The 24,284-nt window shown below is 48.4% G+C and carries 26 protein-coding genes; 15 read left to right on the top strand and 11 right to left on the bottom strand.

The annotated features are described in order from the left end of the window. Position 1: 1 nt before the first annotated feature. Positions 2 to 886 (top strand): D-hexose-6-phosphate mutarotase, encoded by an 885-nt coding sequence (locus FEK42_RS03485; protein ID WP_135492705.1) that lies wholly within the window; start codon positions 2 to 4, stop codon positions 884 to 886. 48 nt (positions 887 to 934) lie between these two features. On the opposite strand, the gene FEK42_RS03480 is transcribed toward FEK42_RS03485, so the two are convergent. Together FEK42_RS03480 and mipA are read right to left on the bottom strand one after the other, a co-directional pair. After that, positions 935 to 1,789 (bottom strand): aldo/keto reductase, encoded by an 855-nt coding sequence (locus FEK42_RS03480; RefSeq protein WP_135492706.1) that lies wholly within the window; start codon positions 1,787 to 1,789, stop codon positions 935 to 937. A gap of 89 nt (positions 1,790 to 1,878) precedes the next feature. Further along, positions 1,879 to 2,625 (bottom strand): scaffolding protein MipA, encoded by a 747-nt coding sequence (gene mipA / locus FEK42_RS03475; protein WP_130208388.1) that lies wholly within the window; start codon positions 2,623 to 2,625, stop codon positions 1,879 to 1,881. A gap of 435 nt (positions 2,626 to 3,060) precedes the next feature. On the opposite strand from mipA, the gene yeaG reads away from it, so the two are divergent. The 5 genes from yeaG to yeaK all read left to right on the top strand — a co-directional run bounded on the left by yeaG (position 3,061) and on the right by yeaK (position 10,228). Next, positions 3,061 to 4,995, top strand: coding sequence for a protein kinase YeaG (gene yeaG / locus FEK42_RS03470; protein ID WP_001019857.1), 1,935 nt, complete (start codon positions 3,061 to 3,063; stop codon positions 4,993 to 4,995). A gap of 111 nt (positions 4,996 to 5,106) precedes the next feature. Next, complete coding sequence (locus FEK42_RS03465; RefSeq protein ID WP_064529212.1) at positions 5,107 to 6,390, top strand: YeaH/YhbH family protein; 1,284 nt, start codon at positions 5,107 to 5,109, stop codon at positions 6,388 to 6,390. A 277-nt stretch (positions 6,391 to 6,667) separates the two neighbouring features. After that, the gene (locus tag FEK42_RS03460) at positions 6,668 to 8,011 is read left to right on the top strand and encodes a GGDEF domain-containing protein (RefSeq protein ID WP_138211736.1); all 1,344 of its coding nucleotides are present in this window, start codon (positions 6,668 to 6,670) and stop codon (positions 8,009 to 8,011) included. Positions 8,012 to 8,191: 180 nt separating this feature from the next. After that, on the top strand, positions 8,192 to 9,682 hold the full coding sequence (gene dgcJ / locus FEK42_RS03455) for a diguanylate cyclase DgcJ (RefSeq protein WP_130257813.1): 1,491 nt from the start codon (positions 8,192 to 8,194) through the stop codon (positions 9,680 to 9,682). A 42-nt stretch (positions 9,683 to 9,724) separates the two neighbouring features. Beyond that, a complete protein-coding gene (gene yeaK, locus FEK42_RS03450; RefSeq protein ID WP_135407018.1) occupies positions 9,725 to 10,228 on the top strand; it encodes a mischarged aminoacyl-tRNA deacylase in 504 nt (167 codons plus the stop codon). On the opposite strand, the gene yoaI is transcribed toward yeaK, so the two are convergent. After that, positions 10,229 to 10,333, bottom strand: a complete 105-nt coding sequence (yoaI, locus tag FEK42_RS03445) for a small membrane protein YoaI (RefSeq protein ID WP_130218789.1) — start codon at positions 10,331 to 10,333, stop codon at positions 10,229 to 10,231. A gap of 169 nt (positions 10,334 to 10,502) precedes the next feature. On the opposite strand from yoaI, the gene FEK42_RS03440 reads away from it, so the two are divergent. Together FEK42_RS03440 and FEK42_RS03435 are read left to right on the top strand one after the other, a co-directional pair. Beyond that, positions 10,503 to 10,949 (top strand): DUF441 domain-containing protein, encoded by a 447-nt coding sequence (locus FEK42_RS03440; protein ID WP_130208396.1) that lies wholly within the window; start codon positions 10,503 to 10,505, stop codon positions 10,947 to 10,949. Between the two features lie 81 nt (positions 10,950 to 11,030). Then, on the top strand, positions 11,031 to 11,378 hold the full coding sequence (locus tag FEK42_RS03435) for a DUF488 domain-containing protein (protein ID WP_064529217.1): 348 nt from the start codon (positions 11,031 to 11,033) through the stop codon (positions 11,376 to 11,378). Between the two features lie 21 nt (positions 11,379 to 11,399). On the opposite strand, the gene FEK42_RS03430 is transcribed toward FEK42_RS03435, so the two are convergent. Further along, complete coding sequence (locus FEK42_RS03430) at positions 11,400 to 11,654, bottom strand: DUF333 domain-containing protein (RefSeq protein WP_130208398.1); 255 nt, start codon at positions 11,652 to 11,654, stop codon at positions 11,400 to 11,402. Between the two features lie 184 nt (positions 11,655 to 11,838). On the opposite strand from FEK42_RS03430, the gene FEK42_RS03425 reads away from it, so the two are divergent. Genes FEK42_RS03425 through yoaJ form a run of 3 tightly spaced genes read left to right on the top strand, consistent with a single transcriptional unit; the run spans position 11,839 to position 13,072 of the window. Continuing rightward, on the top strand, positions 11,839 to 12,864 hold the full coding sequence (locus FEK42_RS03425) for a sensor domain-containing diguanylate cyclase (protein WP_130259884.1): 1,026 nt from the start codon (positions 11,839 to 11,841) through the stop codon (positions 12,862 to 12,864). 32 nt (positions 12,865 to 12,896) lie between these two features. After that, positions 12,897 to 12,995 (top strand): YoaK family small membrane protein, encoded by a 99-nt coding sequence (locus FEK42_RS03420; protein ID WP_053289038.1) that lies wholly within the window; start codon positions 12,897 to 12,899, stop codon positions 12,993 to 12,995. Between the two features lie 2 nt (positions 12,996 to 12,997). Beyond that, positions 12,998 to 13,072 carry a protein YoaJ gene (gene yoaJ, locus FEK42_RS03415; protein ID WP_001386836.1) on the top strand — a complete coding sequence of 25 codons (75 nt, stop codon included), beginning with the start codon at positions 12,998 to 13,000 and terminating at the stop codon, positions 13,070 to 13,072. Positions 13,073 to 13,131: 59 nt separating this feature from the next. Here yoaJ and FEK42_RS03410 read toward each other — a convergent pair whose 3' ends face one another. From FEK42_RS03410 to dmlR, 5 genes are all read right to left on the bottom strand, one after another. Further along, positions 13,132 to 13,380, bottom strand: a complete 249-nt coding sequence (locus FEK42_RS03410; RefSeq protein ID WP_064529219.1) for a GlsB/YeaQ/YmgE family stress response membrane protein — start codon at positions 13,378 to 13,380, stop codon at positions 13,132 to 13,134. Between the two features lie 148 nt (positions 13,381 to 13,528). Next, positions 13,529 to 13,711, bottom strand: coding sequence for a DUF1869 domain-containing protein (locus tag FEK42_RS03405; RefSeq protein WP_064529220.1), 183 nt, complete (start codon positions 13,709 to 13,711; stop codon positions 13,529 to 13,531). 3 nt (positions 13,712 to 13,714) lie between these two features. Continuing rightward, on the bottom strand, positions 13,715 to 14,065 hold the full coding sequence (gene yeaR / locus FEK42_RS03400) for a DUF1971 domain-containing protein YeaR (protein WP_240725503.1): 351 nt from the start codon (positions 14,063 to 14,065) through the stop codon (positions 13,715 to 13,717). A 181-nt stretch (positions 14,066 to 14,246) separates the two neighbouring features. Continuing rightward, the gene (leuE, locus tag FEK42_RS03395; RefSeq protein ID WP_130208404.1) at positions 14,247 to 14,885 is read right to left on the bottom strand and encodes a leucine efflux protein LeuE; all 639 of its coding nucleotides are present in this window, start codon (positions 14,883 to 14,885) and stop codon (positions 14,247 to 14,249) included. 126 nt (positions 14,886 to 15,011) lie between these two features. Next, positions 15,012 to 15,935 (bottom strand): DNA-binding transcriptional regulator DmlR, encoded by a 924-nt coding sequence (dmlR, locus tag FEK42_RS03390; RefSeq protein ID WP_130208406.1) that lies wholly within the window; start codon positions 15,933 to 15,935, stop codon positions 15,012 to 15,014. A gap of 102 nt (positions 15,936 to 16,037) precedes the next feature. Between dmlR and dmlA the strand changes: the two genes are divergently transcribed. The 4 genes from dmlA to yeaX all read left to right on the top strand — a co-directional run bounded on the left by dmlA (position 16,038) and on the right by yeaX (position 21,161). Further along, entirely contained in the window at positions 16,038 to 17,123 is a 1,086-nt protein-coding gene (dmlA, locus tag FEK42_RS03385; protein ID WP_130208408.1) for a multifunctional D-malate/3-isopropylmalate/tartarate dehydrogenase, read from the top strand. 250 nt (positions 17,124 to 17,373) lie between these two features. Further along, a complete protein-coding gene (gene yeaV, locus FEK42_RS03380; RefSeq protein ID WP_135492707.1) occupies positions 17,374 to 18,984 on the top strand; it encodes a BCCT family transporter YeaV in 1,611 nt (536 codons plus the stop codon). Between the two features lie 31 nt (positions 18,985 to 19,015). After that, the gene (yeaW, locus tag FEK42_RS03375) at positions 19,016 to 20,140 is read left to right on the top strand and encodes a carnitine monooxygenase, oxygenase subunit YeaW (RefSeq protein ID WP_000067822.1); all 1,125 of its coding nucleotides are present in this window, start codon (positions 19,016 to 19,018) and stop codon (positions 20,138 to 20,140) included. 55 nt (positions 20,141 to 20,195) lie between these two features. Next, positions 20,196 to 21,161: a carnitine monooxygenase reductase subunit YeaX gene (yeaX, locus tag FEK42_RS03370; protein ID WP_130208414.1), complete on the top strand. Its 966-nt coding sequence runs from the start codon at positions 20,196 to 20,198 to the stop codon at positions 21,159 to 21,161. Between the two features lie 41 nt (positions 21,162 to 21,202). Here yeaX and rnd read toward each other — a convergent pair whose 3' ends face one another. Next, the gene (gene rnd / locus FEK42_RS03365; protein ID WP_130208416.1) at positions 21,203 to 22,318 is read right to left on the bottom strand and encodes a ribonuclease D; all 1,116 of its coding nucleotides are present in this window, start codon (positions 22,316 to 22,318) and stop codon (positions 21,203 to 21,205) included. A gap of 81 nt (positions 22,319 to 22,399) precedes the next feature. After that, complete coding sequence (fadD, locus tag FEK42_RS03360) at positions 22,400 to 24,085, bottom strand: long-chain-fatty-acid--CoA ligase FadD (RefSeq protein ID WP_130259889.1); 1,686 nt, start codon at positions 24,083 to 24,085, stop codon at positions 22,400 to 22,402. Between the last annotated feature and the right edge of the window lie 199 nt (positions 24,086 to 24,284).

The raw sequence follows: 24,284 nt of genomic DNA, 5'->3' as shown, positions 1-24,284 counted from the left end.
CATGATTAAGAAAATTTTTGCCCTTCCGGTCATCGAACAAATTACCCCTGTCCTCTCCCGTCGTAAGCTGGATGAACTGGACCTTATTGTGGTCGATCATCCCCAGGTAAAAGCCTCTTTTGCATTACAGGGCGCTCATCTTCTCTCGTGGAAACCTGCGGGTGAGGAAGAAGTTCTGTGGTTGAGCAACAATACCCCGTTTAAAAATGGTGTCGCCATTCGCGGTGGCGTACCGGTTTGCTGGCCGTGGTTTGGTCCGGCTGCACAACAAGGTCTGCCTGCGCACGGTTTTGCCCGTAACCTGCCGTGGACGCTGAAATCACATAGTGAAGATGCCGATGGCGTGGCGCTGACTTTCGAATTGACACAAAGCGAAGAGACGAAAAAATTCTGGCCGCACGACTTTACGCTGTTAGCGCATTTCCGCGTGGGTAAAACCTGTGAAATCGATCTTGAATCACATGGCGAATTTGAAACCACCTCTGCCCTACATACCTACTTTAACGTGGGTGATATTGCTAAGGTAAGCGTCAGCGGACTGGGCGATCGCTTCATTGATAAAGTAAACGACGCGAAAGAAGATGTACTGACCGACGGTATTCAGACCTTCCCTGACCGTACCGATCGCGTGTATCTGAATGCGCAGGATTGCAGTGTGATTAATGACGAGGCGTTGAATCGTATTGTCACCGTAGGCCACCAGCATCATCTGAACGTCGTTGGCTGGAACCCAGGACCGGCGCTTTCAGTCAGCATGGGCGATATGCCGGATGATGGCTACAAAACATTTGTTTGTGTAGAAACAGCTTACGCCTCAGAAACTCAAAAAGTCACCAAAGAGAAACCTTCACATCTGGCGCAATCCATTCGCGTTGCCAAACGTTAATTTGCGTGAGTTACTGTGCCGGATGCATGCATCCGGCCTTGCAGCAAATCACACCATATCCAGCGCAGTTTTTCCTTTTGGTGCCGGGTACGCTTTTTCCAGCATCGCCAGTTCTTCCCCTGAAAGCGTCAATTCCAACACTGCCGCATTTTGTTGGACATGTGCGACAGTTGCCGCTTTCGGAATCGCCATCACGCCCTGATGGCTGATCACCCACGCCAGCAAAACTTGCGCGGCGGTGACATTGTGAGCATGAGCTATTTCGTTGACCATTGCGTTTTTTAGCAAGCCATTACGTAAGCGCCCGGCCTGCGCCAACGGACTGTATGCCATCACTGGCATATGTTGTTGCTGACACCAGGGTAGCAGATCATATTCAATACCGCGCGAACCGAGATGATAAAGCACCTGATTGGTAGCGCACTGATTTCCCCCTGGCACCTGCCAGAGTTCCTGCATGTCGGCATAATCAAGATTAGAAACGCCCCAGCGACGAATTTTGCCCTGGGCGATCAGTTTTTCCATTGCCGCAACAGTCTCTTCAAAAGCGAAACTGCCAGACCAGTGCAATAAGTAGAGATCGAGATAATCGGTATTGAGACGACGTAAACTGGCTTCACAAGCGTTAATGGCTTTTTGCCCGCCGGCATTCCACGGATAGACTTTGGAGACGAGGAAAACCTTATCACGCAGGCCGGATAATGCTTCACCAACCACCTTTTCGGCACCGCCATCGGCATACATTTCGGCGGTATCAATGAGAGTTAAACCAAGATCAATGCCCGCACGCAGTGCATCAACTTCGGTTTTACGCTGGCTGACCTCTTCGCCCATATACCATGTTCCCTGCCCTATGGCTGGCAGTGAGACATCGCCACTAAATTGAATCGTTTTCTGTTGCATCGCTTCCTCCCAGTTTTTGCACCACCGTAATGCAAAACAGGGCATTACGCCCTGTTTTTATGCACAAAATGCCCTGGAAAGATGCATTATCAGAATTTGTAGGTGATCCCGGTAGAAATCAGGCCAGTCCAGGATTTATCCACCATCGGGCTGTCAGTAACTTCGTCAGACAGGCGGGTATAGCGCGCGGTGCCATAAACGTTCCAGTCGCCGAGGAAGTTGTAGCTGGCACTCAGCTCCAGATACGGGCTCCAGCTGTCATTCGGGTTATAGCCACGCAGACCGCTGCGAGCGGACTCTTTACGCGATACGCCATAATAGTATTCGTTATGGTTTTCGCTGTTCCACTGTACACCAATACCCGGGGTCAGAGTCAGACCACCATTGGTGTAACGGTATAACCAGGCAGTATCCCAGACAATGCCGTTGCTGTTATCCAGGGTATCGCCAGCCAGGGTGGTACGCAGGTAACCATACTGGGTAAAGTGAGCGTAAGACAGACCAGCCATCATGGTGCTCTTACGGTCATCCAGGTGACGCATTTGGTGATCGCCACTGTCTTTGGCTTTGAAGTAGAGCGGCGACCAGTAAGCGGTAATTGAGAGTTTATCCGTTGCATCATTCCACAGGTAGTAACCACCACCTAAGCCACGGAACCAGAAGTTATCGCCTTCGTAGTTGATTACCGGTACTGGGTAAACATCGGTATCGTAATCTTTATAAGGGTGTTCAACGACACCTACGCCTGCGCCCAGGGAAAAATTACCTTCAGCGTGTGCTACGCCTGCAGACGTTGCGATAAGCACTCCAAGTGCCAGAAGTTTGAGTTTGGTCACAATTAATTATTCCTTAAACAAATGTTTAGCGGGCGACAAAGTTTACCCGTCAATACAACGAAACCCAAACTTTTTACGTTTTCATTTCAAAAGGTAACTGTTTAATTTTCCTGACGCTGATGACGCAGTGCTTACAGCTGAATGAATTCTGCGTTTCTGGCGGCATTATTCTTTACATTAGTTATGCAATTTTTATGGATGAGTTGTTGATATGCCATTGAAATTCAGAAAGCCGTGCAGGCAAGTTTCTCAATTGCCATCTACGCTTAATTTTGAAGGTGTATCACCGGGCACGTTGTTCTCATGGTCGGCAGGATGGCATGAGAGTTGCTGTGTTTTAGCAAGAGACGTCGTTCAGTTTACCTCTTCCGGGAGCCTCTACTATTCATATGAACGGCTCTTAACCTGTGCTAAAAAACGAAAGGACGGCATACCATGAATATATTCGATCACTATCGCCAGCGATATGAAGCTGCCAAGGACGAAGAGTTCACACTGCAGGAGTTTCTTACCATTTGTCGGCAAGATCGCAGTGCTTATGCCAACGCGGCAGAGCGGCTATTGATGGCTATTGGTGAGCCTGTCATGGTCGATACAGCCCAGGAGCCCAGACTTTCTCGACTCTTTTCTAACCGGGTCATCGCACGTTATCCGGCATTTGAAGAGTTTTACGGCATGGAAGACGCGATTGAACAGATTGTCTCTTATCTGAAACATGCGGCTCAGGGGCTGGAAGAGAAGAAACAAATCCTGTATCTGCTGGGGCCTGTGGGTGGGGGTAAGTCGTCACTTGCTGAACGACTGAAATCATTAATGCAACGCGTGCCTATTTATGTATTGAGCGCCAACGGTGAGCGAAGCCCGGTTAACGATCATCCGTTCTGTCTGTTCAATCCACAGGAAGATGCGCAGATCCTTGAAAAAGAGTACGGCATTCCACGCCGCTACCTTGGCACCATTATGTCGCCGTGGGCGGCAAAACGCCTGCATGAATTTGGTGGCGACATCACTAAATTCCGCGTGGTCAAAGTGTGGCCGTCTATTTTGCAACAGATTGCCATTGCCAAAACGGAACCGGGCGATGAGAACAACCAGGATATTTCCGCGCTGGTGGGGAAAGTGGATATTCGTAAACTCGAACACTACGCCCAGAACGATCCGGATGCCTACGGCTATTCCGGTGCGCTGTGCCGCGCCAACCAGGGGATCATGGAATTTGTTGAGATGTTCAAAGCACCGATTAAAGTGCTGCATCCCCTGTTAACCGCCACTCAGGAAGGTAACTACAACGGGACGGAAGGTATCTCCGCCCTGCCGTTCAACGGGATTATTCTCGCCCACTCGAACGAATCTGAATGGGTGACTTTCCGTAATAATAAAAACAACGAAGCCTTCCTCGACCGTGTCTATATCGTGAAGGTGCCGTATTGCTTGCGTATTTCCGAAGAGATCAAAATCTACGAGAAATTACTTAATCATAGTGAATTGACTCACGCGCCATGCGCGCCAGGCACGCTGGAAACATTGTCACGTTTTTCCATTCTTTCGCGCCTGAAAGAGCCAGAAAACTCCAGCATTTATTCGAAGATGCGCGTTTATGATGGCGAAAGCCTGAAAGATACCGATCCGAAAGCCAAGTCATATCAGGAATATCGTGATTACGCGGGCGTCGATGAAGGGATGAACGGTCTGTCTACGCGTTTCGCATTTAAGATCCTCTCCCGTGTGTTCAACTTCGATCACGTGGAAGTGGCGGCTAACCCGGTTCATCTGTTCTACGTTCTTGAACAGCAGATTGAACGCGAGCAGTTCCCGCAAGAGCAGGCCGAACGCTATCTGGAGTTCCTGAAAGGTTATCTGATCCCGAAATATGCCGAGTTTATCGGTAAAGAGATCCAGACGGCCTACCTTGAATCCTATTCTGAATATGGGCAGAACATTTTCGACCGTTATGTCACCTATGCGGATTTCTGGATTCAGGACCAGGAGTATCGCGATCCGGATACTGGTCAATTGTTTGATCGCGAGTCGCTGAACGCCGAGCTGGAGAAAATCGAAAAACCGGCGGGGATCAGCAATCCGAAAGATTTCCGTAACGAGATCGTCAACTTTGTACTGCGTGCCAGAGCGAATAACAGCGGACGCAATCCGAACTGGACCAGTTACGAAAAACTGCGCACGGTCATTGAGAAGAAAATGTTCTCCAATACCGAAGAGTTGTTGCCGGTCATTTCGTTTAACGCCAAAACCTCAACCGACGAGCAGAAGAAACACGACGATTTTGTCGACCGTATGATGGAAAAAGGCTACACCCGTAAACAGGTGCGTTTACTGTGCGAATGGTATTTGCGCGTACGTAAATCGTCTTAACAACTACGGCCCGGTGCGCATGCGCCGGGCCTACAACGACAGCGAACCGTGGGCCAGACAGGCGGCAACACAGGCGTAGCATACAGTTGGCAAATGCAGTACGGGGGGCATATGACCTGGTTTATTGACCGGCGTCTGAACGGCAAAAATAAAAGCATGGTGAATCGCCAGCGTTTTTTACGCCGTTATAAAGCGCAAATTAAACAGTCGATCTCCGAGGCCATTAATAAGCGTTCGGTGACCGATGTCGACAGCGGCGAGTCTGTTTCCATTCCAACGGAAGATATCAGCGAACCAATGTTTCATCAGGGGCGTGGCGGCTTGCGCCATCGCGTTCATCCGGGCAACGACCATTTCGTACAGAACGACCGTATTGAGCGGCCTCAAGGCGGCGGCGGCGGTTCTGGTAGCGGTCAGGGCCAGGCCAGCCAGGACGGTGAAGGTCAGGATGAATTCGTCTTTCAGATTTCGAAAGATGAGTATCTCGATCTGCTGTTTGAAGATTTGGCCTTACCAAATCTGAAACAAAACCAGCAACGCCAGTTGACCGAATTTAAAACGCATCGTGCGGGTTATACCGCAAATGGCGTTCCGGCCAACATTAGCGTGGTACGTTCATTGCAAAATTCACTGGCACGACGTACCGCGATGACCGCGGGCAAGCGGCGGGAACTGCACGCGCTGGAAGAAGACTTAGCGATAATCAGCAATACTGAACCTGCGCAACTGCTGGAAGAGGAACGCTTGCGCAAAGAAATTGCCGAACTGCGAGCTAAAATTGAACGTGTTCCTTTCATCGACACTTTCGATTTACGCTACAAAAATTATGAGAAACGGCCCGATCCCTCCAGCCAGGCAGTAATGTTCTGCCTGATGGACGTTTCTGGCTCGATGGATCAGTCCACCAAAGATATGGCCAAACGTTTTTACATTCTTCTGTATCTGTTCCTGAGCAGAACATACAAGAACGTAGAAGTCGTTTACATTCGCCATCATACCCAGGCGAAAGAAGTTGATGAACATGAGTTTTTCTACTCACAGGAAACGGGCGGCACCATTGTTTCCAGCGCACTGAAACTGATGGATGATGTGGTAAAAGAGCGTTATAACCCGGCGCAGTGGAATATCTATGCTGCGCAAGCATCGGACGGCGACAACTGGGCTGATGATTCTCCGCTGTGCCATGAGATTCTGGCGAAGAAATTACTGCCAGTTGTTCGTTATTACAGCTATATCGAAATTACTCGTCGTGCTCATCAGACATTGTGGCGAGAATATGAGCATCTGCAATCTACTTTCGAAAACTTTGCGATGCAGCATATCCGCGATCAGGATGATATTTATCCGGTATTCCGTGAACTGTTTCATAAGCAAAACGCAACTGCTAAAGACTAGTACCATCAGCCAGGTCATTATTACCTGGCTGATTTTTAGCTTACTGTAAATTATTTAATTTATTATATACGTTAGCTTACAATTGCTTTAAATATGACAGCGCAACCTTTACACAATTTAGTTCCAGAAAACAATCATTCGGAAAAATGATTTGATTAACACGTATTTTCCCGGGGTTATTCTTTAATTATTTTTTAGCAATAACGAAAATTGATCATGATCAAAACCACATATCTCGACCATCAATAAAATCAGCACTCACACTGCTCTCCTTTTTATGATTTCTATGTGTACACAAAAGCTAAAAGCACAAAGCTTTTTTATTTTCAGTTTGCTACTGACATTGATTTTATTTTGTATCACCACCTTATATAATGAAAACACCAATGTAAAACTCATCCCGCAGATGAATTACCTGATGGTTGTTGTGGCTTTGTTTTTCCTTAACGCCGTCATTTTTCTATTCATGCTAATGAAATATTTCACTAACCGTGAAATTTTTCCAACACTCATTTTAAGCCTTGCATTTTTAAGTGGCATTTTCTATTTAACTGAAACCATTGTCATTATTCATAAACCTATCAGTGACAGTACGCTTATTCAGGCTAAATCAAATGATGTTTCCATATTATATCTGTTTCGCCAGCTAAGTTTCATTTGCTTAACAGCGTTAGCTCTCTTCTGTTATGACCGAAAAAGTATTCTAACGAACAACAAGAAAAAAACCTGCATCCTGTTGTTGGCGCTGATACCTTTCATGTTGTTTCCCTTACTGGCACACAACCTGAGCAGTTATAATCCTGACTATTCCTTATACGTCGTAGATTACTGTCCGGATAGCAATTCTGCGAGCTGGGGAATTAACTACACAAAAATTTTGGTTTGTCTGTGGGCATTTTTGCTGTTCTTTATTATCATGCGCACACGACTAGCAAGCGAACTTTGGCCGTCAATAGCGTTATTATGTCTGGCATCGCTCTGCTGTAACTTACTTCTGCTGACCCTGGATGAATACAATTACACCATTTGGTACATCAGTCGTGGTATCGAAGTTTCCAGCAAACTGTTTGTTGTGACTTTTCTGATTTATAACATTTTTCAGGAACTACAACTCTCCAGCAAACTGGCGGTTCATGATGTGTTGACCAATATTTATAATCGTCGTTACTTTTTCAACAGCGTAGAGTCATTATTGTCGCGACCTGTTGTGAAGGATTTTTGTATCATGCTGGTAGATATTAACCAGTTCAAACGCATCAATGACCAATGGGGGCATCATGTGGGTGATAAAGTGCTGGTTTCAATTGTCGATATTATCCAGCAAAGTATCCGCCCCGATGACATTTTAGCTCGTCTTGAGGGGGAAGTATTTGGCCTGCTATTTACCGAACTCAATGCTGCCCAGGCAAAAATTATTGCTGAACGTGTGCGTAAAAATGTCGAACTCCTGACCGGCTTTAGTAACAGGTATGCTGTTCCTGAACCAATGACTATCAGCATTGGCAGTGTTTTTTCCACCGGAGATACGCACAATCTTTCACTTGTCATGACAGAAGCAGATAAAGCCTTACGTGAGGCGAAAAGCGAGGGAGGCAACAAAGTGATTATTCATCGTCTTTGAGTGCAAAAATATTCACAGCCATGCTTTTTGCGTGGCTTTTGCATACAATTAATATCTAATACCACTAAATTTCTCCTCCCCAACGGCACAGAGATGAGTATAATTAGCGCCCCTGTGCCAGGCCGCAATCGAACTTTAACTGGTTTTCTCATTTCACTAACCGAAGGAGTGCCATTTATCATGAAATTGCACCATAGAATGCTCCGGCATTTTATCGCCGCAAGTGTCATTGTGCTGACATCTTCCTTCCTTATTTTTGAACTTGTCGCCAGCGACAGAGCGATGAGCGCCTACTTGCGCTATATCGTCCAGAAAGCGGATTCCTCCTTTCTCTATGATAAGTATCAAAATCAGAGTATTGCCGCACATGTCATGCGCGCACTTGCTGCTGAGCAGTCAGAGGTGTCGCCAGAACAGCGACGTGCTATCTGCGAGGCTTTTGAAACGGCCAATAATACTCATGGATTAAATCTGACGGCCCATACTTATTCTGGCTTGCGCGGGACATTACAGAGCGCATCCGATGACTGTGACACCATTGTGGAAGCAGCGGCGCTATTACCCGCATTTGATCAAGCGGTGGAAGGCAATCGCCATCAAGATGAATATGGTTCCGGTCTTGGGATGGCCGAAGAGAAATTTCACTATTATCTCGATCTCAATGACCGCTATGTCTATTTTTATGAGCCGGTCAATGTTGAATACTTCGCCATGAATAACTGGTCGTTTTTGCAATCAGGAAGCATTGGCATTAACCGTAAAGACATTGAAAAGGTGTTTACCGGTCGCACCGTGTTATCGAGCATTTACCAGGATCAGCGTACCAAACAGAATGTGATGAGCCTGCTGACGCCGGTTTATCTCGCAGGTCAACTTAAAGGGATAGTGCTGCTGGATATCAATAAAAACAACCTGCGGAATATCTTTTACACTCATGACCGCCCTCTCCTCTGGCGTTTTCTCAATGTTACGCTTACCGATGTAGATTCGGGTCGGGACATTATTATCAACCAGAGTGAAGACAATCTGTTTCAGTATGTCAGTTACGTCCATGACTTACCTGGCGGAATTCGCGTTACATTATCCATTGATATTCTTTACTTTATTACATCTTCATGGAAAAGCGTTGTCTTCTGGCTGCTGACGGCATTGATATTACTGAATATGGTGCGCATGCACTTCCGCTTGTACCAAAACGTGACTCGCGAAAATATTAGCGATGCGATGACCGGATTGTATAACCGCAAAATATTGACTCCTGAGTTGCAGCAACGCTTGCAGCGCCTGGTTCAGGCAGGTTCTGCAGTCATGTTTATTGCTATTGACATGGACAAGTTAAAGCAAATTAATGACACACTCGGCCACCAGGAAGGTGATTTAGCGATTACTTTATTGGCACAGGCGATTAAACAGTCGATTCGTAAAAGCGATTATGCTATCCGTCTCGGCGGTGATGAATTTTGCATTATCCTGGTCGATTCGACGCCACAAATTGCTGCGCAATTGCCTGACCGTATCGAAAAACGCCTGCAACATATCGCGCCGCAAAAAGAGATCGGCTTCTCTTCCGGCATTTATGCGATGAAAGAAACCGATACGATTCACGATGCTTATAAAGCTTCCGATGAACGTCTGTATGTCAATAAACAGAACAAAAACAGCAGTTCATGATAATCTTCTGTGGTTGTTTAGTTGTAAATCCAGGAGCGTGAAATGACTGAAATGGCTAAAGGAAGCGTGACGCATCAGCGCTTAATCGCTTTATTATCACAAGAAGGCGCTAACTTCCGCATCGTCACCCATGAAGCGGTGGGCAAATGTGAAGCGGTGTCAGAAATTCGCGGCACCGCTTTAGGTCAGGGCGCCAAGGCGCTGGTATGTAAAGTCAAAGGTAATGGCGTTAATCAACATGTATTAGCGATACTTCCTGCCGATCAACAGGCCGATCTGAGCCAACTCGCCAGTCACATTGGCGGGTTACGCGCCTCGCTTGCCAGCCCGGCGGAGGTCGATGAACTCACGGGCTGCGTTTTTGGCGCCATCCCGCCTTTCAGCTTCCACCCCAAACTCAAACTGGTCGCTGACCCACTACTCTTCGAGCGATTCGATGAAATTGCCTTCAACGCAGGCATGCTGGATAAATCAGTTATTCTTAACACCGCAGATTATTTACGCATTGCGCAACCAGAGCTGGTCCATTTCCGCCGTACTGTATAACTAGCTGGTCCGTTCAAGTAGCAAAACGGACAGTACCAGCACAACCGCAATGGCAAAAAACGATGACGTGATAATCAGTGTCTCAATGAACATTTGATCGTTCATGGTTTTACCCCTGGAGATAACTGTTTTCACGTTATTGTTAGCGTACGCAAATGGCAGTTTGATGACAATTCTCCCTATTTTTTATGCAAAAAGTGTAATTAATGTCTGATTCCTGCCCTCAGCAAGCGTAAAGTACGGGGGATAATTATTTTTTGGCAAGGAAACCACGATGTTTGATGTCACTTTGTTAATCCTCCTCGGATTAGCTGCGCTGGGCTTTGTCAGCCACAACACCACTGTCGCCGTTTCAATTCTGGTGTTGATCATTGTCCGCGTCACACCGTTGAGCACCTTTTTCCCCTGGATTGAAAAACAAGGGTTGAGTATCGGGATAATTATTCTCACCATCGGTGTTATGGCCCCAATCGCCAGCGGGACGCTGCCACCGTCGACACTTGTTCACTCGTTTCTGAACTGGAAATCATTAGTCGCGATTGCCGTAGGCGTGATTGTTTCCTGGCTTGGCGGACGCGGCGTCACGTTAATGGGTAGTCAGCCACAACTGGTAGCCGGATTGCTGATGGGTACGGTTTTAGGCGTAGCGCTTTTTCGCGGTGTGCCCGTCGGCCCGCTTATTGCTGCTGGCCTGGTTTCGCTGATTATTGGTAAGCAGTAGTTTTTGCCGCAGCCGCCATAACCATAAAAACAAAGTGCTATAGTGGCGTGGCAATGTTGCGTGAAAGGGAGAACAAACACGATGAATATTCAGTGTAAACGCGTCTATGATCCGGCTGAACAAGGCGATGGTTATCGCGTACTGGTCGATCGTCTCTGGCCGCGTGGTATCAAAAAAACAGATTTAGCACTTGATGAATGGGACAAAACCATCACGCCTTCAACGGAATTACGCAAAGCCTTTCACGGCGAAGTGATCGATTTTGAAACCTTTCGCGAACAATATCTTGCAGAACTGGCGCAGCATGAGCAAGAAGGGAAACGACTGGCGGATATTGCCCGCCAGCAGACACTAACCCTACTCTATTCGGCAAAAAATACCACGCAAAACCATGCTCTGGTGCTGGCCGATTGGCTACGCAGTTTGTAATTCTCGCCCGGCATCCGGTTGTTATTTTCTATCAGCCGGATGATCCCTGCGCCATAATGCCCATTCATCAATCGTTTCGCCGCCCGGTAATTTGCAATTGTTGCTGACCCCTTGCGCTGTTTGTACCGGAATAAGCGTACCTCCCTTTTGCTGGCAGTAGACCGATGCAGGATTAGCCATTCCAACATGTGGCGGTTTAGGCGCATCGGGTTGAGAAGCAGTTGAACACCCCGCCAGGACTAACAGGCAAGGCAAAACAAAACGGATAATTTTCATATAGTGATCTCACTCGTTTATCTACACTTTAGAGTATCGCGGTATCGTTATGTTTTGCAGCACTATTTCTTTTACATTCATTCGAAATATATTACGTCTGGTTTCATCTTTGTTGATGATGTTTTATCATGCCTGTAAAGATTAAATATTCAGCATTTTACCTACCACCGCCTGGAGTTCTTTCGTGTCAGATCAGATCATTGCCCGCGTCTCGCAGTCACTCGTCTCGGAACAGTCTCTGGAAAGTCTGGTCCGGCAACTTCTGGAGATGCTAGAAATGGTTACCGACATGGAGTCGACGTATCTGACAAAAGTGGATATTGACGCGCGCCTGCAACACATTTTGTATGCCCGTAATAGCCAGAAAATGCACATCCCGGAGAATTTTACCGTTTCCTGGGATCACTCATTGTGCAAACGCGCAATTGATGAGAACTGTTTTTTCAGCGATGAAGTCCCTGACCGTTGGGGCGACTGCATTGCGGCACGCAATCTTGGGATCACGACATTTCTGAGCACGCCGATTCACTTACCGGATGGCTCATTCTACGGCACGCTTTGCGCCGCCAGCAGCGAGAAACGCCCGTGGAGCGAACGCGCGGAGCAAGTTTTGCAGTTATTCGCCGGGCTTATTACACAATACATCCAAAAAGAGGCGCTGGTTGAGCAATTGCGTGAAGCTAATGCGGCGTTGATTGCGCAATCCTATACTGACTCTTTGACGGGACTGCCGAATCGAAGGGCAATTTTTGATAATCTGACGACACTGTTTTCTCTCGCGCGGCATCTGAAACGTAAAGCAATTATTGCCTTTATCGATCTGGATAACTTCAAATTAATCAATGACCGTTTTGGTCATAATAGCGGCGATCTGTTTCTTATTCAGGTTGGCCAGCGCCTTAACACACTACATCAGAATAGCGAGATTATTGGTCGTCTCGGCGGTGATGAATTTTTGGTCGCGTCGCTGGCCGATGAAAATGCCGATATCCCGTCATTGCGTGAGCGTATTCAGCAGCAAATACGCGGTGAATATCACTTAGGTGATGTTGACTTGTTTTATCCTGGCGCCAGCCTCGGCATTATTGAAGTGGATCCTGAAACAACTGATGCCGACAGCGCCCTGCATGCCGCAGATATCGCAATGTACCAGGAGAAAAAACACAAAGAGAAAAAACCTTTTGTCGCGCATTCAGCTCTGGATTCCTGAGGCGTATTCAAATCCTTTTGATTGGTGATAACATGCGAATCGGTATTATTTTCCCTGTCATAATCTTTATTACGGCAGTCGTATTTTTAGCGTGGTTTTTTATTGGCGGCTATGCTGCCCCGGGAGCATAAAGATGAAAAAAACAACGATTATTATGATGGGTGTTGCGATTATTGTCGTCCTTGGTACCGAGCTAGGGTGGTGGTAACACAGCACCTGTAAAAATAGCAAAGGCTGCGAAAAAGCAGCCTTTGTTTTATTTGAGCGTTAGCTTTTGACTTTTCTGTAGATAAACAGCACGACAAGCGCACCGATCACCGCAACCACGAAGCTGCCAAAGTTAAAGCCATCGACTTTACCAAAACCAAACAGTGTACTGATCCATCCGCCGACCACGGCGCCGACAATCCCCAACAGGATAGTCATGAAGAATCCACCACCATCTTTACCTGGCATAATCCACTTCGCCAGAATACCAGCAATAAGCCCAAAAATAATCCATGACAGAATGCCCATTTTATCCTTCCTTATCTGTTTTGTATTAGCGAGTTGGTCGCTAATAAAAAGCATAGCACAACATCAAAGAAGTAAAAATTGTGATGAGCATCACGCATATTTTTTTTGCGATGGCGCATAAAATGGCGAATTTTTCTATCAGGTAAAATTACCAGCCACAAACATCATGTTCGTTTTCTGTGTCATAAGAGCGCACCGTGTTAACAAGATCTTTTAACACTTCCGCCGCAACTTCTGGCACCAACAATGTCATCGGTGTCTCTGTTTCGTAATCAACAGAGACACCATTACTGTTATTGGTGACGGTTACGGTATACGTTGCTTTGCCCATAATTCATCTCCCGGTATGAATGACTTTCCGTTGTTTTGCGCCTTCCATCAGGACTTCAGGGGCAACGAAGAAGTCGATGTTGAAATAAGTATCGTCAGTCATGGCTTCAATGTTGTGCCATTTTTCCGGCGGGAACACCGCAAATTGCCCCGCTTCGATAAGGATCACCTGATCAGGTTCTGTGCTGTGTTCATCAGCATAGCCGAGATATTTGACCGCCCCATGCATAACGGACAATCGAGGGTAAACCCCGGGACGAGTTCCTTTATCAAGATGACGTTCGAATATTCCGGCAGGTGCGGTTTGTTTATTCCAGAAAGGTGTTGAGCGTGTATGAATGTAATTCTGTGGGATTTGTAGCATCCTTCTCCCTCCTTCGGTAAATGCGCTGAAAACCGTTTATTCCAGCCGTTTCAGGGTACGCCTGATAATTTGCATTTTAAATACCATTTATTGGTTACTTTTTACCACAGCGTCAACGTCCAGGCGCGGTAGCGTTCAGGAGGGAAGCCCGCGGGATCGCGGGCGGAAAGCATTAAGATTGCAGCGTCGCCAGTCGAGCGGCAAAACCGACAAACATCAAACCAATCAGAGAGTTGCCTAGTTTTGCCAGTTTCTTTTTAGTGCGAATGTACTGCGTGACAAAGGCGCCGGAAATAATCAGGAAGCTCAAATAACAGAAGCTGACTATCTCAAGTGTCATCGCCAGAATAAAGAACGAAATACCCGTATGTGGCGCATTAACGTCGATAAATTGCACGAAAAATGACACGTAGAATAAAATAGCTTTCGGGTTGGTCAGGCTCAATATTAGTGCGCGCTTGAAAATAGCGCCATATTGCGGTTCATCCGATTTGGCCTCGCTATTGTTGCCCTTCAGGGTGGCGTAAAGAATTTTACCCCCAAGATAGAGCAAATAAAACGCGCCAAGATAACGTACGATGTTGAATAATATCGGTGTGGTCTTAATCAACGTTGCCACACCTGCCCACGCCAGAAACATTAATACCGCATCACCAATAAATACGCCGCAGGCTGCAAGATAACCACCTTTCACTCCACTGCTGACGCTATTTTTAAGCACAAACAAAGTATTCGGCCCAGGCACCAGCACGATAAAAATGGCCCCAACCAGATAGGTCCAGTAATTCAGAACCCCATATTCAGCGAACACGTTAACCTCTTTAATTTTCTTTGGGAAATGCGCGATTAAAGGTGAATATGCTAACCAATCTGTAGTGGCTTAGAAAGGAGAAAATCAGGTTTTAACCTGATAATAACCCGATAATTGAATCATTAATCAGGCGTGATCCAGTGAAAAACTCGGGTAGTGTTCGGCAAAATACTGGCGTAAAAACTCTACCGTTATCCGCACCTTCGCTGATGTTGCCAGCCTGGATACATACACCGCCCAGACATTCGCGGGCTGATAATACTCCGGTAGTACCTGCACCAAATGGCCACTGGCAATATTTTCGCTGACATCCCACCAGGAGCGCAGCGCAATACCCTGACCATCGAGACACCATTGATGCACTATTTCACCATGATTAGACGATAGCGGGCCAGTGACTTTAATGGCGTGGTTTCCTTCTTTATTGCGCAATTGCCAGACGCCAAATGGATGATCGCGCTCTTTTATAACCAGACAAGGTAACGCTGAAAGGTCCGTGAAATGTTTCGGCGCACCATGTTGTGCAATAAATTCCGGCGACGCGCAGAGGATACGGTAATTGGTCGCCAGTTTGCGGGCGATTAAGTTAGGTGCAATGTCATCACCAATACGAATATCGAGATCGACGCCTTCATTGACCAGGTCGACCAGTCTGTCTTCCACGTCAAAGCGTAATTCCAGTTGCGGATAAGCCTTTGCCAGCGCCGATAATGCCGGAGCTACAACTCGCCGTCCAAACCCAAAACTACTGATAACACGCAACATCCCTTGTGGCACGAGGCGCACGTCGGAGAGTTCATCCATCATCTGCCCGACATCCTGCAATATGCGCTGCGCCCACTCATAAATCCGCTCACCTTCTTCGGTGATCGTCACGCGACGAGTGGTGCGGTGTAATAACACCACGTTCAGCGTTTGTTCCAGTAAGGCGATACGCTTGCTAACGAAAGCCGGAGAAACACCCATTTCTTCTGCTACAGCAGCAAAACCAGCCCGGCGAGCCACCAGCATAAAGACGCGCAAATCGTTCAGCAGCGGTAAATTATTCATGATTCGTGTTTTATGTTTCACCAGTTGCGGGGATTAATTCCTTTTCAGTCAATTATAGGATGAGGGTATTGTCAATTTTGATGGTCAGGAAGTGAGAACCCAATGATGAAAACGTTTCGGATCGCTGCAATACCCGGGGATGGAATCGGCAAAGAAGTCCTTCCTGAAGGGATTCGTGTGTTACAGGCTGCCGCTGAACGCTGGGGCTTTGCCTTAAGCTTTGAGCAGATGGAATGGGCAAGCTGTGAATATTACAGCCATCACGGCAAAATGATGCCGGACGACTGGCATGAACAACTCAGCAGTTTCGACGCTATCTACTTTGGTGCCGTCGGCTGGCCTGATACCGTTCCGGACCATATTTCGTTATGGGGATCGCTGCTGAAATTTCGCCGTGAATTTGACCAATACGTTAACCTGCGTCCGGTCCGCCTCTTTCCTGGCGTACCTTGCCCACTGGCGGGGAAACAGCCTGGCGATATCGATTTTTACGTAGTGCGCGAGAACACGGAAGGCGAATACTCGTCTCTGGGTGGACGGCTAAACGAAGGAACGGAGCATGAGGTTGTCATCCAGGAATCGGTATTTACCCGCCGTGGCGTCGACCGTATTTTGCGTTATGCCTTTGAACTTGCACAAAGCCGCCCACGTAAGACGCTAACTTCTGCCACTAAATCGAACGGTTTAGCCATCAGCATGCCGTACTGGGATGAGCGAGTGGAAGCAATGGCTGAGAATTACCCTGGGATCCGCTGGGACAAACAGCATATTGATATTCTCTGCGCGCGTTTTGTGATGCAGCCGGAACGCTTCGATGTGGTGGTGGCGTCCAATTTGTTTGGCGATATCCTTTCCGACCTTGGCCCGGCCTGCACCGGCACCATCGGCATTGCCCCATCCGCCAACCTGAATCCGGAACGTACTTTCCCGTCGCTCTTCGAGCCTGTCCACGGTTCCGCGCCGGATATCTACGGGAAAAATATTGCTAACCCTATCGCCACGATTTGGGCCGGTGCAATGATGCTCGATTTCCTCGGCAATGGCGATGAGCGTTTCCAGCAAGCGCATAACGCTATTCTGGCAGCGATTGAAGAAGTGATTGCTCACGGGCCGAAAACACCCGATATGAAAGGCAATGCCACCACGCCACAGGTTGCCGACGCGATTTGCAAAATTATTTTGCGTTAAGGTCAAACCAGTTTATTTGAACCGCGTCACTGACGCGGTTTTTTTATTCATTCTCTTCAGTAAATAACCTGCGTCATTTCACCTTTTATTGTTTCCGTTTCGTGTTTTATGGCTTTCCGTATTCTTAATTGTTTAATTTATGTAACATGCAAATAATCAATTTGTTAAACACAACATGCAATTCATTACCCTGCACATAATTACAACTGGCAAAAGCCAGAGACGGGCTTTTATGCCCAGGAGATGACTCATGATGAGCAATGTTAAGAAAAAAGATGTGCCGCTGATAAGCATCAGCCTGGTGGCCATTCTTTTCATCGCAGCTGCATTAAGCCTTTTCCCACAACAATCGGCCGACGCGGCCAACGCAATATTCACTTTTGTCACGCGTACGTTAGGTTCCGCCGTACAGGTATTGGTTTTGCTGGCAATGGGACTGGTGATTTATTTAGCCACCAGTAAATACGGCAATATTCGTCTTGGCGAAGGAAAACCGGAATACAGCACGCTCTCCTGGCTGTTTATGTTTATTTGTGCCGGTTTAGGTTCTTCTACGCTTTATTGGGGGGTTGCTGAGTGGGCCTATTATTATCAAACGCCTGGTTTAAATATCGCGCCGCGTTCACAACAGGCACTCGAATTTAGCGTTCCCTACTCCTTCTTCCATTGGGGCATCAGCGCCTGGGCAACTTATACGCTGGCCTCATTAATCATGGCTTACCACTTTCATGTGCGGAAAAATAAAGGGCTGAGCCTTTCCGGCATTATTGCTGCTATTACCGGCGTTCGCCCGCAAGGTCCGTGGGGAAAACTGGTCGATTTGATGTTCCTGATCGCCACTGTCGGCGCACTGACCATTTCCCTGGTCGTCACCGCCGCAACCTTTACCCGTGGGCTTTCCGCGCTGACCAGTTTACCGGATAACTTCACCGTGCAGGCATTTGTGATCCTGCTTTCCGGAGGCATTTTTTGCCTTAGCTCGTGGATTGGTATCAACAACGGTTTGCAACGTCTGAGCAAAATGGTTGGCTGGGGCGCCTTCCTGCTGCCATTGCTGGTTCTGATTGTCGGCCCAACCGAATTTATTACCAACAGCATCATCAATGCCATCGGCCTGACCACGCAAAACTTCCTGCAAATGAGCTTATTTACCGATCCGCTTGGCGATGGTTCATTTACCCGCAACTGGACCGTTTTCTACTGGCTGTGGTGGATCTCATACACCCCTGGCGTAGCAATGTTTGTCACTCGCGTTTCCCGCGGTCGTAAGATTAAAGAAGTTATCTGGGGCTTGATCCTCGGCAGCACCGTCGGTTGCTGGTTCTTCTTCGGTGTAATGGAAAGCTATGCCATTCATCAGTTTATCAATGGCGTAATCAACGTCCCACAGGTGCTGGAAACACTGGGCGGTGAAACTGCCGTTCAACAAGTTCTGATGTCCTTGCCAGCCGGTAAATTGTTCCTCGCCGCATACCTGGGCGTGATGATTATTTTCCTTGCCTCGCATATGGATGCGGTGGCCTACACCATGGCGGCGACCAGTACGCGAAATCTCCAGGAAGGTGACGATCCTGACCGTGGGCTGCGTCTTTTCTGGTGCGTGGTTATCACACTGATCCCGCTTTCAATTCTGTTCACCGGCGCGTCGCTGGAAACAATGAAAACCACCGTCGTGCTCACAGCCCTTCCCTTCCTCGTCATTTTACTGGTGAAAGTCGGCGGATTTCTTCGCTGGCTGAAACAGGATTACGCCGACATTCCGGCTCATCAAGTTGAACATTATCTCCCGCAGACACCGGTAGAAGCATCGGAAAAAGATCCGCTGATCCCGGCAGGAACGGTATTCAAAGGCGACAACTGAACGCCATCATCCTAACGATAAAGGTATCCCTATGAGCAATCTGAGCCCTGACTTTGTACTACCCGAAAATTTTTGCGCTAACCCGCAGGAGGCGTGGACCATTCCGGCCCGTTTTTATACCGATCAGAACGCCTTTGAACACGAAAAAGAGAACGTCTTTGCTAAAAGCTGGATTTGCGTCGCCCACAGTAGCGAACTGGCGAATGCGAATGATTACGTGACGCGTGAGATCATTGGCGAAAGCATTGTTCTGGTACGCGGTCGTGATAAGGTTTTGCGCGCGTTCTATAACGTGTGTCCGCACCGTGGTCATCAGTTGTTGAGCGGTGAAGGAAAAGCAAAAAATGTGATTACCTGTCCGTATCACGCATGGGCATTCAAACTCGATGGCAACCTGGCCCACGCACGTAACTGTGAAAACGTCGCTAATTTCGACAGCGACAAAGCGCAACTGGTCCCGGTGCGTCTGGAAGAATATGCCGGATTCGTCTTCATCAACATGGACCCCAACGCCACCAGCGTAGAAGATCAGTTACCTGGTCTGGGGGCAAAAGTGCTGGAAGCCTGCCCGGAAGTCCACGACCTGAAACTGGCGGCCCGCTTTACCACCCGCACCCCAGCCAACTGGAAGAACATTGTCGATAACTATCTCGAGTGCTATCACTGTGGTCCGGCGCATCCAGGTTTCTCCGACTCCGTTCAGGTTGATCGTTACTGGCACACCATGCACGGTAACTGGACACTGCAATACGGTTTCGCCAAACCGTCAGAACAGTCGTTTAAATTTGAAGAGGGTACGGATGCGGCATTCCACGGTTTCTGGCTGTGGCCGTGCACTATGCTGAACGTCACACCGATCAAAGGGATGATGACGGTCATTTATGAATTCCCGGTGGATTCTGAAACCACCCTGCAAAACTACGATATTTACTTCACCAATGAAGAGTTAACCGACGAGCAAAAATCGCTGATTGAGTGGTATCGCGATGTGTTCCGTCCGGAGGATTTACGTCTGGTTGAAAGCGTACAGAAAGGGCTGAAATCGCGTGGCTATCGTGGTCAGGGGCGCATCATGGCCGACAGTAGCGGTAGCGGGATTTCCGAACACGGTATCGCCCATTTCCATAATCTGCTGGCGCAGGTATTTAAGGACTAATGACATCGGCGGCGGTCTATTCCGCCGCCGGGCTGATTTTTGATGGAGTACAGCAATGTCAGACTATCAAATGTTTGAAGTACAGGTGAGTCAGGTAGAACCGCTTACCGAGCAGGTGAAACGCTTCACGCTGGTGACAACCGATGGCAAACCATTACCTGCGTTCACCGGAGGAAGTCACGTCATTGTGCAGATGAGCGATGGTGATAACCAGTACAGCAATGCGTATTCGCTGCTGAGTTCGCCGCTCGATACAACTCATTATCAGATTGCCGTTCGACTGGAAGAAAACTCGCGCGGTGGTTCGCGCTTTTTGCATCAGCAGGTGAAAGCTGGCGATCGGTTGACCATTTCGACGCCTAATAATCTGTTTGCGCTAATTCCCTCGGCCAGAAAGCATCTGTTTATCGCGGGCGGTATTGGTATCACCCCTTTCCTGTCGCATATGGCAGAGTTGCAACACAGCGACGTCGACTGGCAGCTACATTACTGCTCGCGAAATCCAGAAAGTTGCGCATTTCGTGATGAGCTAGTCCAGCATCCGCAGACTGATAAAATCCATTTTCATCACTCATCGATCGGAACGCGACTTGAATTAGCGCGATTATTGGCGGATATCGAACCTGGCACACACGTTTATACCTGTGGCCCCGAGGCGCTAAATGAAGCGGTAAGAAGTGAAGCTGCACGTCTGGACATCGCCGCCGATACGCTGCATTTTGAGCAGTTTGCTATTGAAGACAAAACCGGCGATGCGTTTACACTAGTGCTCGCCCGTTCCGGTAAAGAGTTTGTGGTGCCGGAAGAGATGAGCATTTTGCAGGTTATTGAAAATAATAAAGCGGCAAAAGTGGAATGTTTATGTCGTGAAGGGGTATGCGGGACCTGCGAAACGGCGATTCTGGAAGGTGAAGCTGACCATCGGGACCAGTATTTTAGCGATGAAGAACGCGCCAGCCAGCAAAGTATGTTGATCTGTTGTTCACGCGCGAAGGGTAAACGCCTGGTGTTGGATTTGTAGTTTGCCTGAAGCCGGACGCACCTGTCCGGCTCAGGAAGGTTTTACTGCGGATATTCCTGCAATAAATTGTGCAATGCTTCTGCCATCAGCTCACCGCGCCAGCCGGAAATCAGCTCCGGCAAATTGTTCTGCGGTTTCAGTTTCCAGTGCCAGTTCAGCAGTTGGTTGATTTGCCGACGCGATGCCAGCAATTCGACGCTGATCTTGTGTATTTCGCTCACGTCAGTGATCAGCGACTTAATCGCTTTAAACGCTTTGCGATAACCGGGCATATCCATCAGGTTAAGCATCGGCTGCGGTAAGGCCTCTTCCGGCAATGCCTGCGCTTTTTCCACCAGCGCCAGCAGCGTTTTACCGTGAAAGCGGATTTCGCTACCGGATAAACCCAGACTGCCCAGCTCGCCCAAACTCCCCGGCATATAACGCGCCACCGACCACAAATGCTCTTCACGCACGACAAAGTTAACCGCCAGATCGCGCTCCCGCGCTTTACGCAGGCGCCAGTCGGCTAACAGTTGCAGACAGGCCAGTTGGCGTGTGCGTAACTGCCAGGCATTGGTGATATCACGCCAGGCATCTTCCGGCGCAACGACTTCCTGACGACGCATTTGCATCAGGCGGCATTCATCCAGTGCCGCAGGTAACCAGCCAGAGGCTTCCGTTTCTACCATTAGCTTTGCGGTGATCGGTAACAAATACCAGACGTCCGCTGCCGCGTATTCGCATTGACGTTCGGTTAGCGGTCTTGCCACCCAGTCGGTGCGCGATTCACTCTTGTCGAGCGTAACGCCGGTGTACTCTTCCACCATGGAAGCAAATCCCCACGACATCGGGCGTCCGCAGAAAGCAGCGAGGATTTGCGTGTCAATCAGGGGTTGTGGTAATTCGCCAAAGACATTGAGGAACACTTCCAGATCCTCACTGCCCGCATGGAGAAATTTGGTAATGGACGGATCACGCAGGATCGCTTTCAGCGGTGACCAGTCGGTGATCCCGAGCGGATCGATTAGCGCCAGATGCTCGCCATCGAAAAGTTGAATCAACCCCAGCTGCGGGTAATAAGTGCGCGTACGAACAAATTCAGTATCCAGGGCTATCGCCGGAAAGGCACGGACGGCTTCACACAAAGAAGCCAGCGCATCGTCCGTGGTAATCATTTGGTAATTCAAATTGTATTCTCTTTAGTGGGCGTCAAAAAAAACGCCGGATTAACCGGCGTCTGACGACTGACTTAACGCTCAGGCTTTATTGTCCACTTTGCCGCGCGCTTCGTCACGTAATTCTCGTCGCAAAATTTTTCCGACGTTAGATTTCGGTAACTCATCACGAAACTCCACCAGCTTCGGTACTTTGTAGCCCGTGAGCTGACGGCGACAAAAGGTCACCAGTGACTCTTCGGTAAGCGATGGATCTTTTTTCACTACGAAGATTTTCACCGCTTCACCACTGGAGCCGGAAGGTACGCCAACCGCCGCGACTTCCTGTACGCCAGGATGCTGCATGACGACATCTTCAATCTCGTTGGGATAAACGTTAAAACCGGAAACCAGAATCATGTCTTTTTTGCGATCGACAATACGCAGGAATCCTTCTTCATCCATCACCGCGATGTCGCCAGTGTGTAACCAGCCATTTTTGATGATCTCATCGGTAGCATCCGGACGCTGCCAGTACCCCAGCATCACCTGCGGTCCTTTGACACAAAGCTCGCCCGGTTGACCCGGTGGTACTTCGTTGTCGTCGTCATCCACCAGTTTGGCTTCCGTCGATGGCACCGGCAAACCGATGCTACCGCTATGATAATCAATATCATACGGGTTAACGCTGACCAGCGGCGCGCACTCGGTCAGGCCATAACCTTCCAGCAGATACTGTCCGGTCAGTTTCACCCAGCGTTCTGCCACCACTTGTTGAACAGGCATCCCACCGCCTGCGGAAAGGTGCAGACTGGAGAAATCCAGTTGCTGGAACTCTTTATTGTTCAGCAACGCATTGAACAAGGTGTTTACGCCGGTGATAGCGGTAAACGGATATTTCGCCAGCTCTTTCACCAGCCCCGGAATATCACGTGGGTTAGTAATAAGCAGGTTCTGCCCGCCCAGTTCAATAAACAGCAGACAGTTAATGGTCAGTGCAAAAATGTGATAGAGCGGCAGTGCCGTTACTACCAGTTCTTTACCTGGATGCAACAACGGCCCATAGGTGGCGTTGACCTGTTCCAGGTTCGCCAGCATATTGCGGTGAGTCAGCATCGCGCCTTTCGCCACGCCTGTAGTGCCGCCAGTGTATTGCAGGAAAGCTAAATCTTCCGGCACCAGTTCGGGTTTGACGTACTGCATCCGGTAGCCGTTATGCAGGGCGCTACGAAATGAAATGGCATCTGGCAGATGGTATTTCGGCACCAGACGCTTGATGTATTTAACAACGAAATTGACTACCGTGCCTTTTGCCGTAGAAAGTTGATCGCCCATACGGGTCAGAATAACGTGCTGGACTGCAGTTTTATCAACCACTTTTTCCAGGGTGTGAGCAAAGTTAGACACGATAACAATCGCCGATGCGCCACTATCGTTAAGCTGATGCTCAAGCTCGCGCGGGGTATACAACGGGTTAACGTTTACGACAATCATCCCGGCGCGCAAAATGCCGAACAGCGCCACTGGATATTGCAATAAGTTAGGCATCATCAGCGCAACGCGATCGCCTTTCTTCAGCCCCAACCCTTGTTGCAAATAAGCGGCAAACGCGCGACTGCGTTCTTCCAGCTTGCGGAAGGTCATTACCTCCCCCATATTCATAAACGCGGGCTGATCGGCGTAGCGCGTGACCGACTGCTCAAACATATCTACCAGAGATTGATAACGGTCAGGGTTGATCTCCGTCGGAACGTCCGCGGGATAACGGTTAAGCCAAACCTTCTTCAATTCTTCACCTCTAAAATGCGTGTTCGTCGTCATCGCAACCCCAAGTGATAAACATGTTGTTAACATAATATTAACTCATCTTACCAGCTTGATAATTACCCAACGAAAAGGTTGCGAAGCGCGTCACTATTTATTTTTATCTTTACCGTAAGAATGCAGAAACAGCGGACCAGCCGCTGTTTCTTTTTCTTTAAAAACA

This window comes from Escherichia sp. E2748 (genome assembly GCF_005781125.1).
In the GTDB taxonomy this organism is placed as follows: domain Bacteria; phylum Pseudomonadota; class Gammaproteobacteria; order Enterobacterales; family Enterobacteriaceae; genus Escherichia.
The sequence above is the reverse complement of the archived record's forward strand: the minus strand, read 5'-3'. Positions and strand labels throughout refer to the sequence as shown.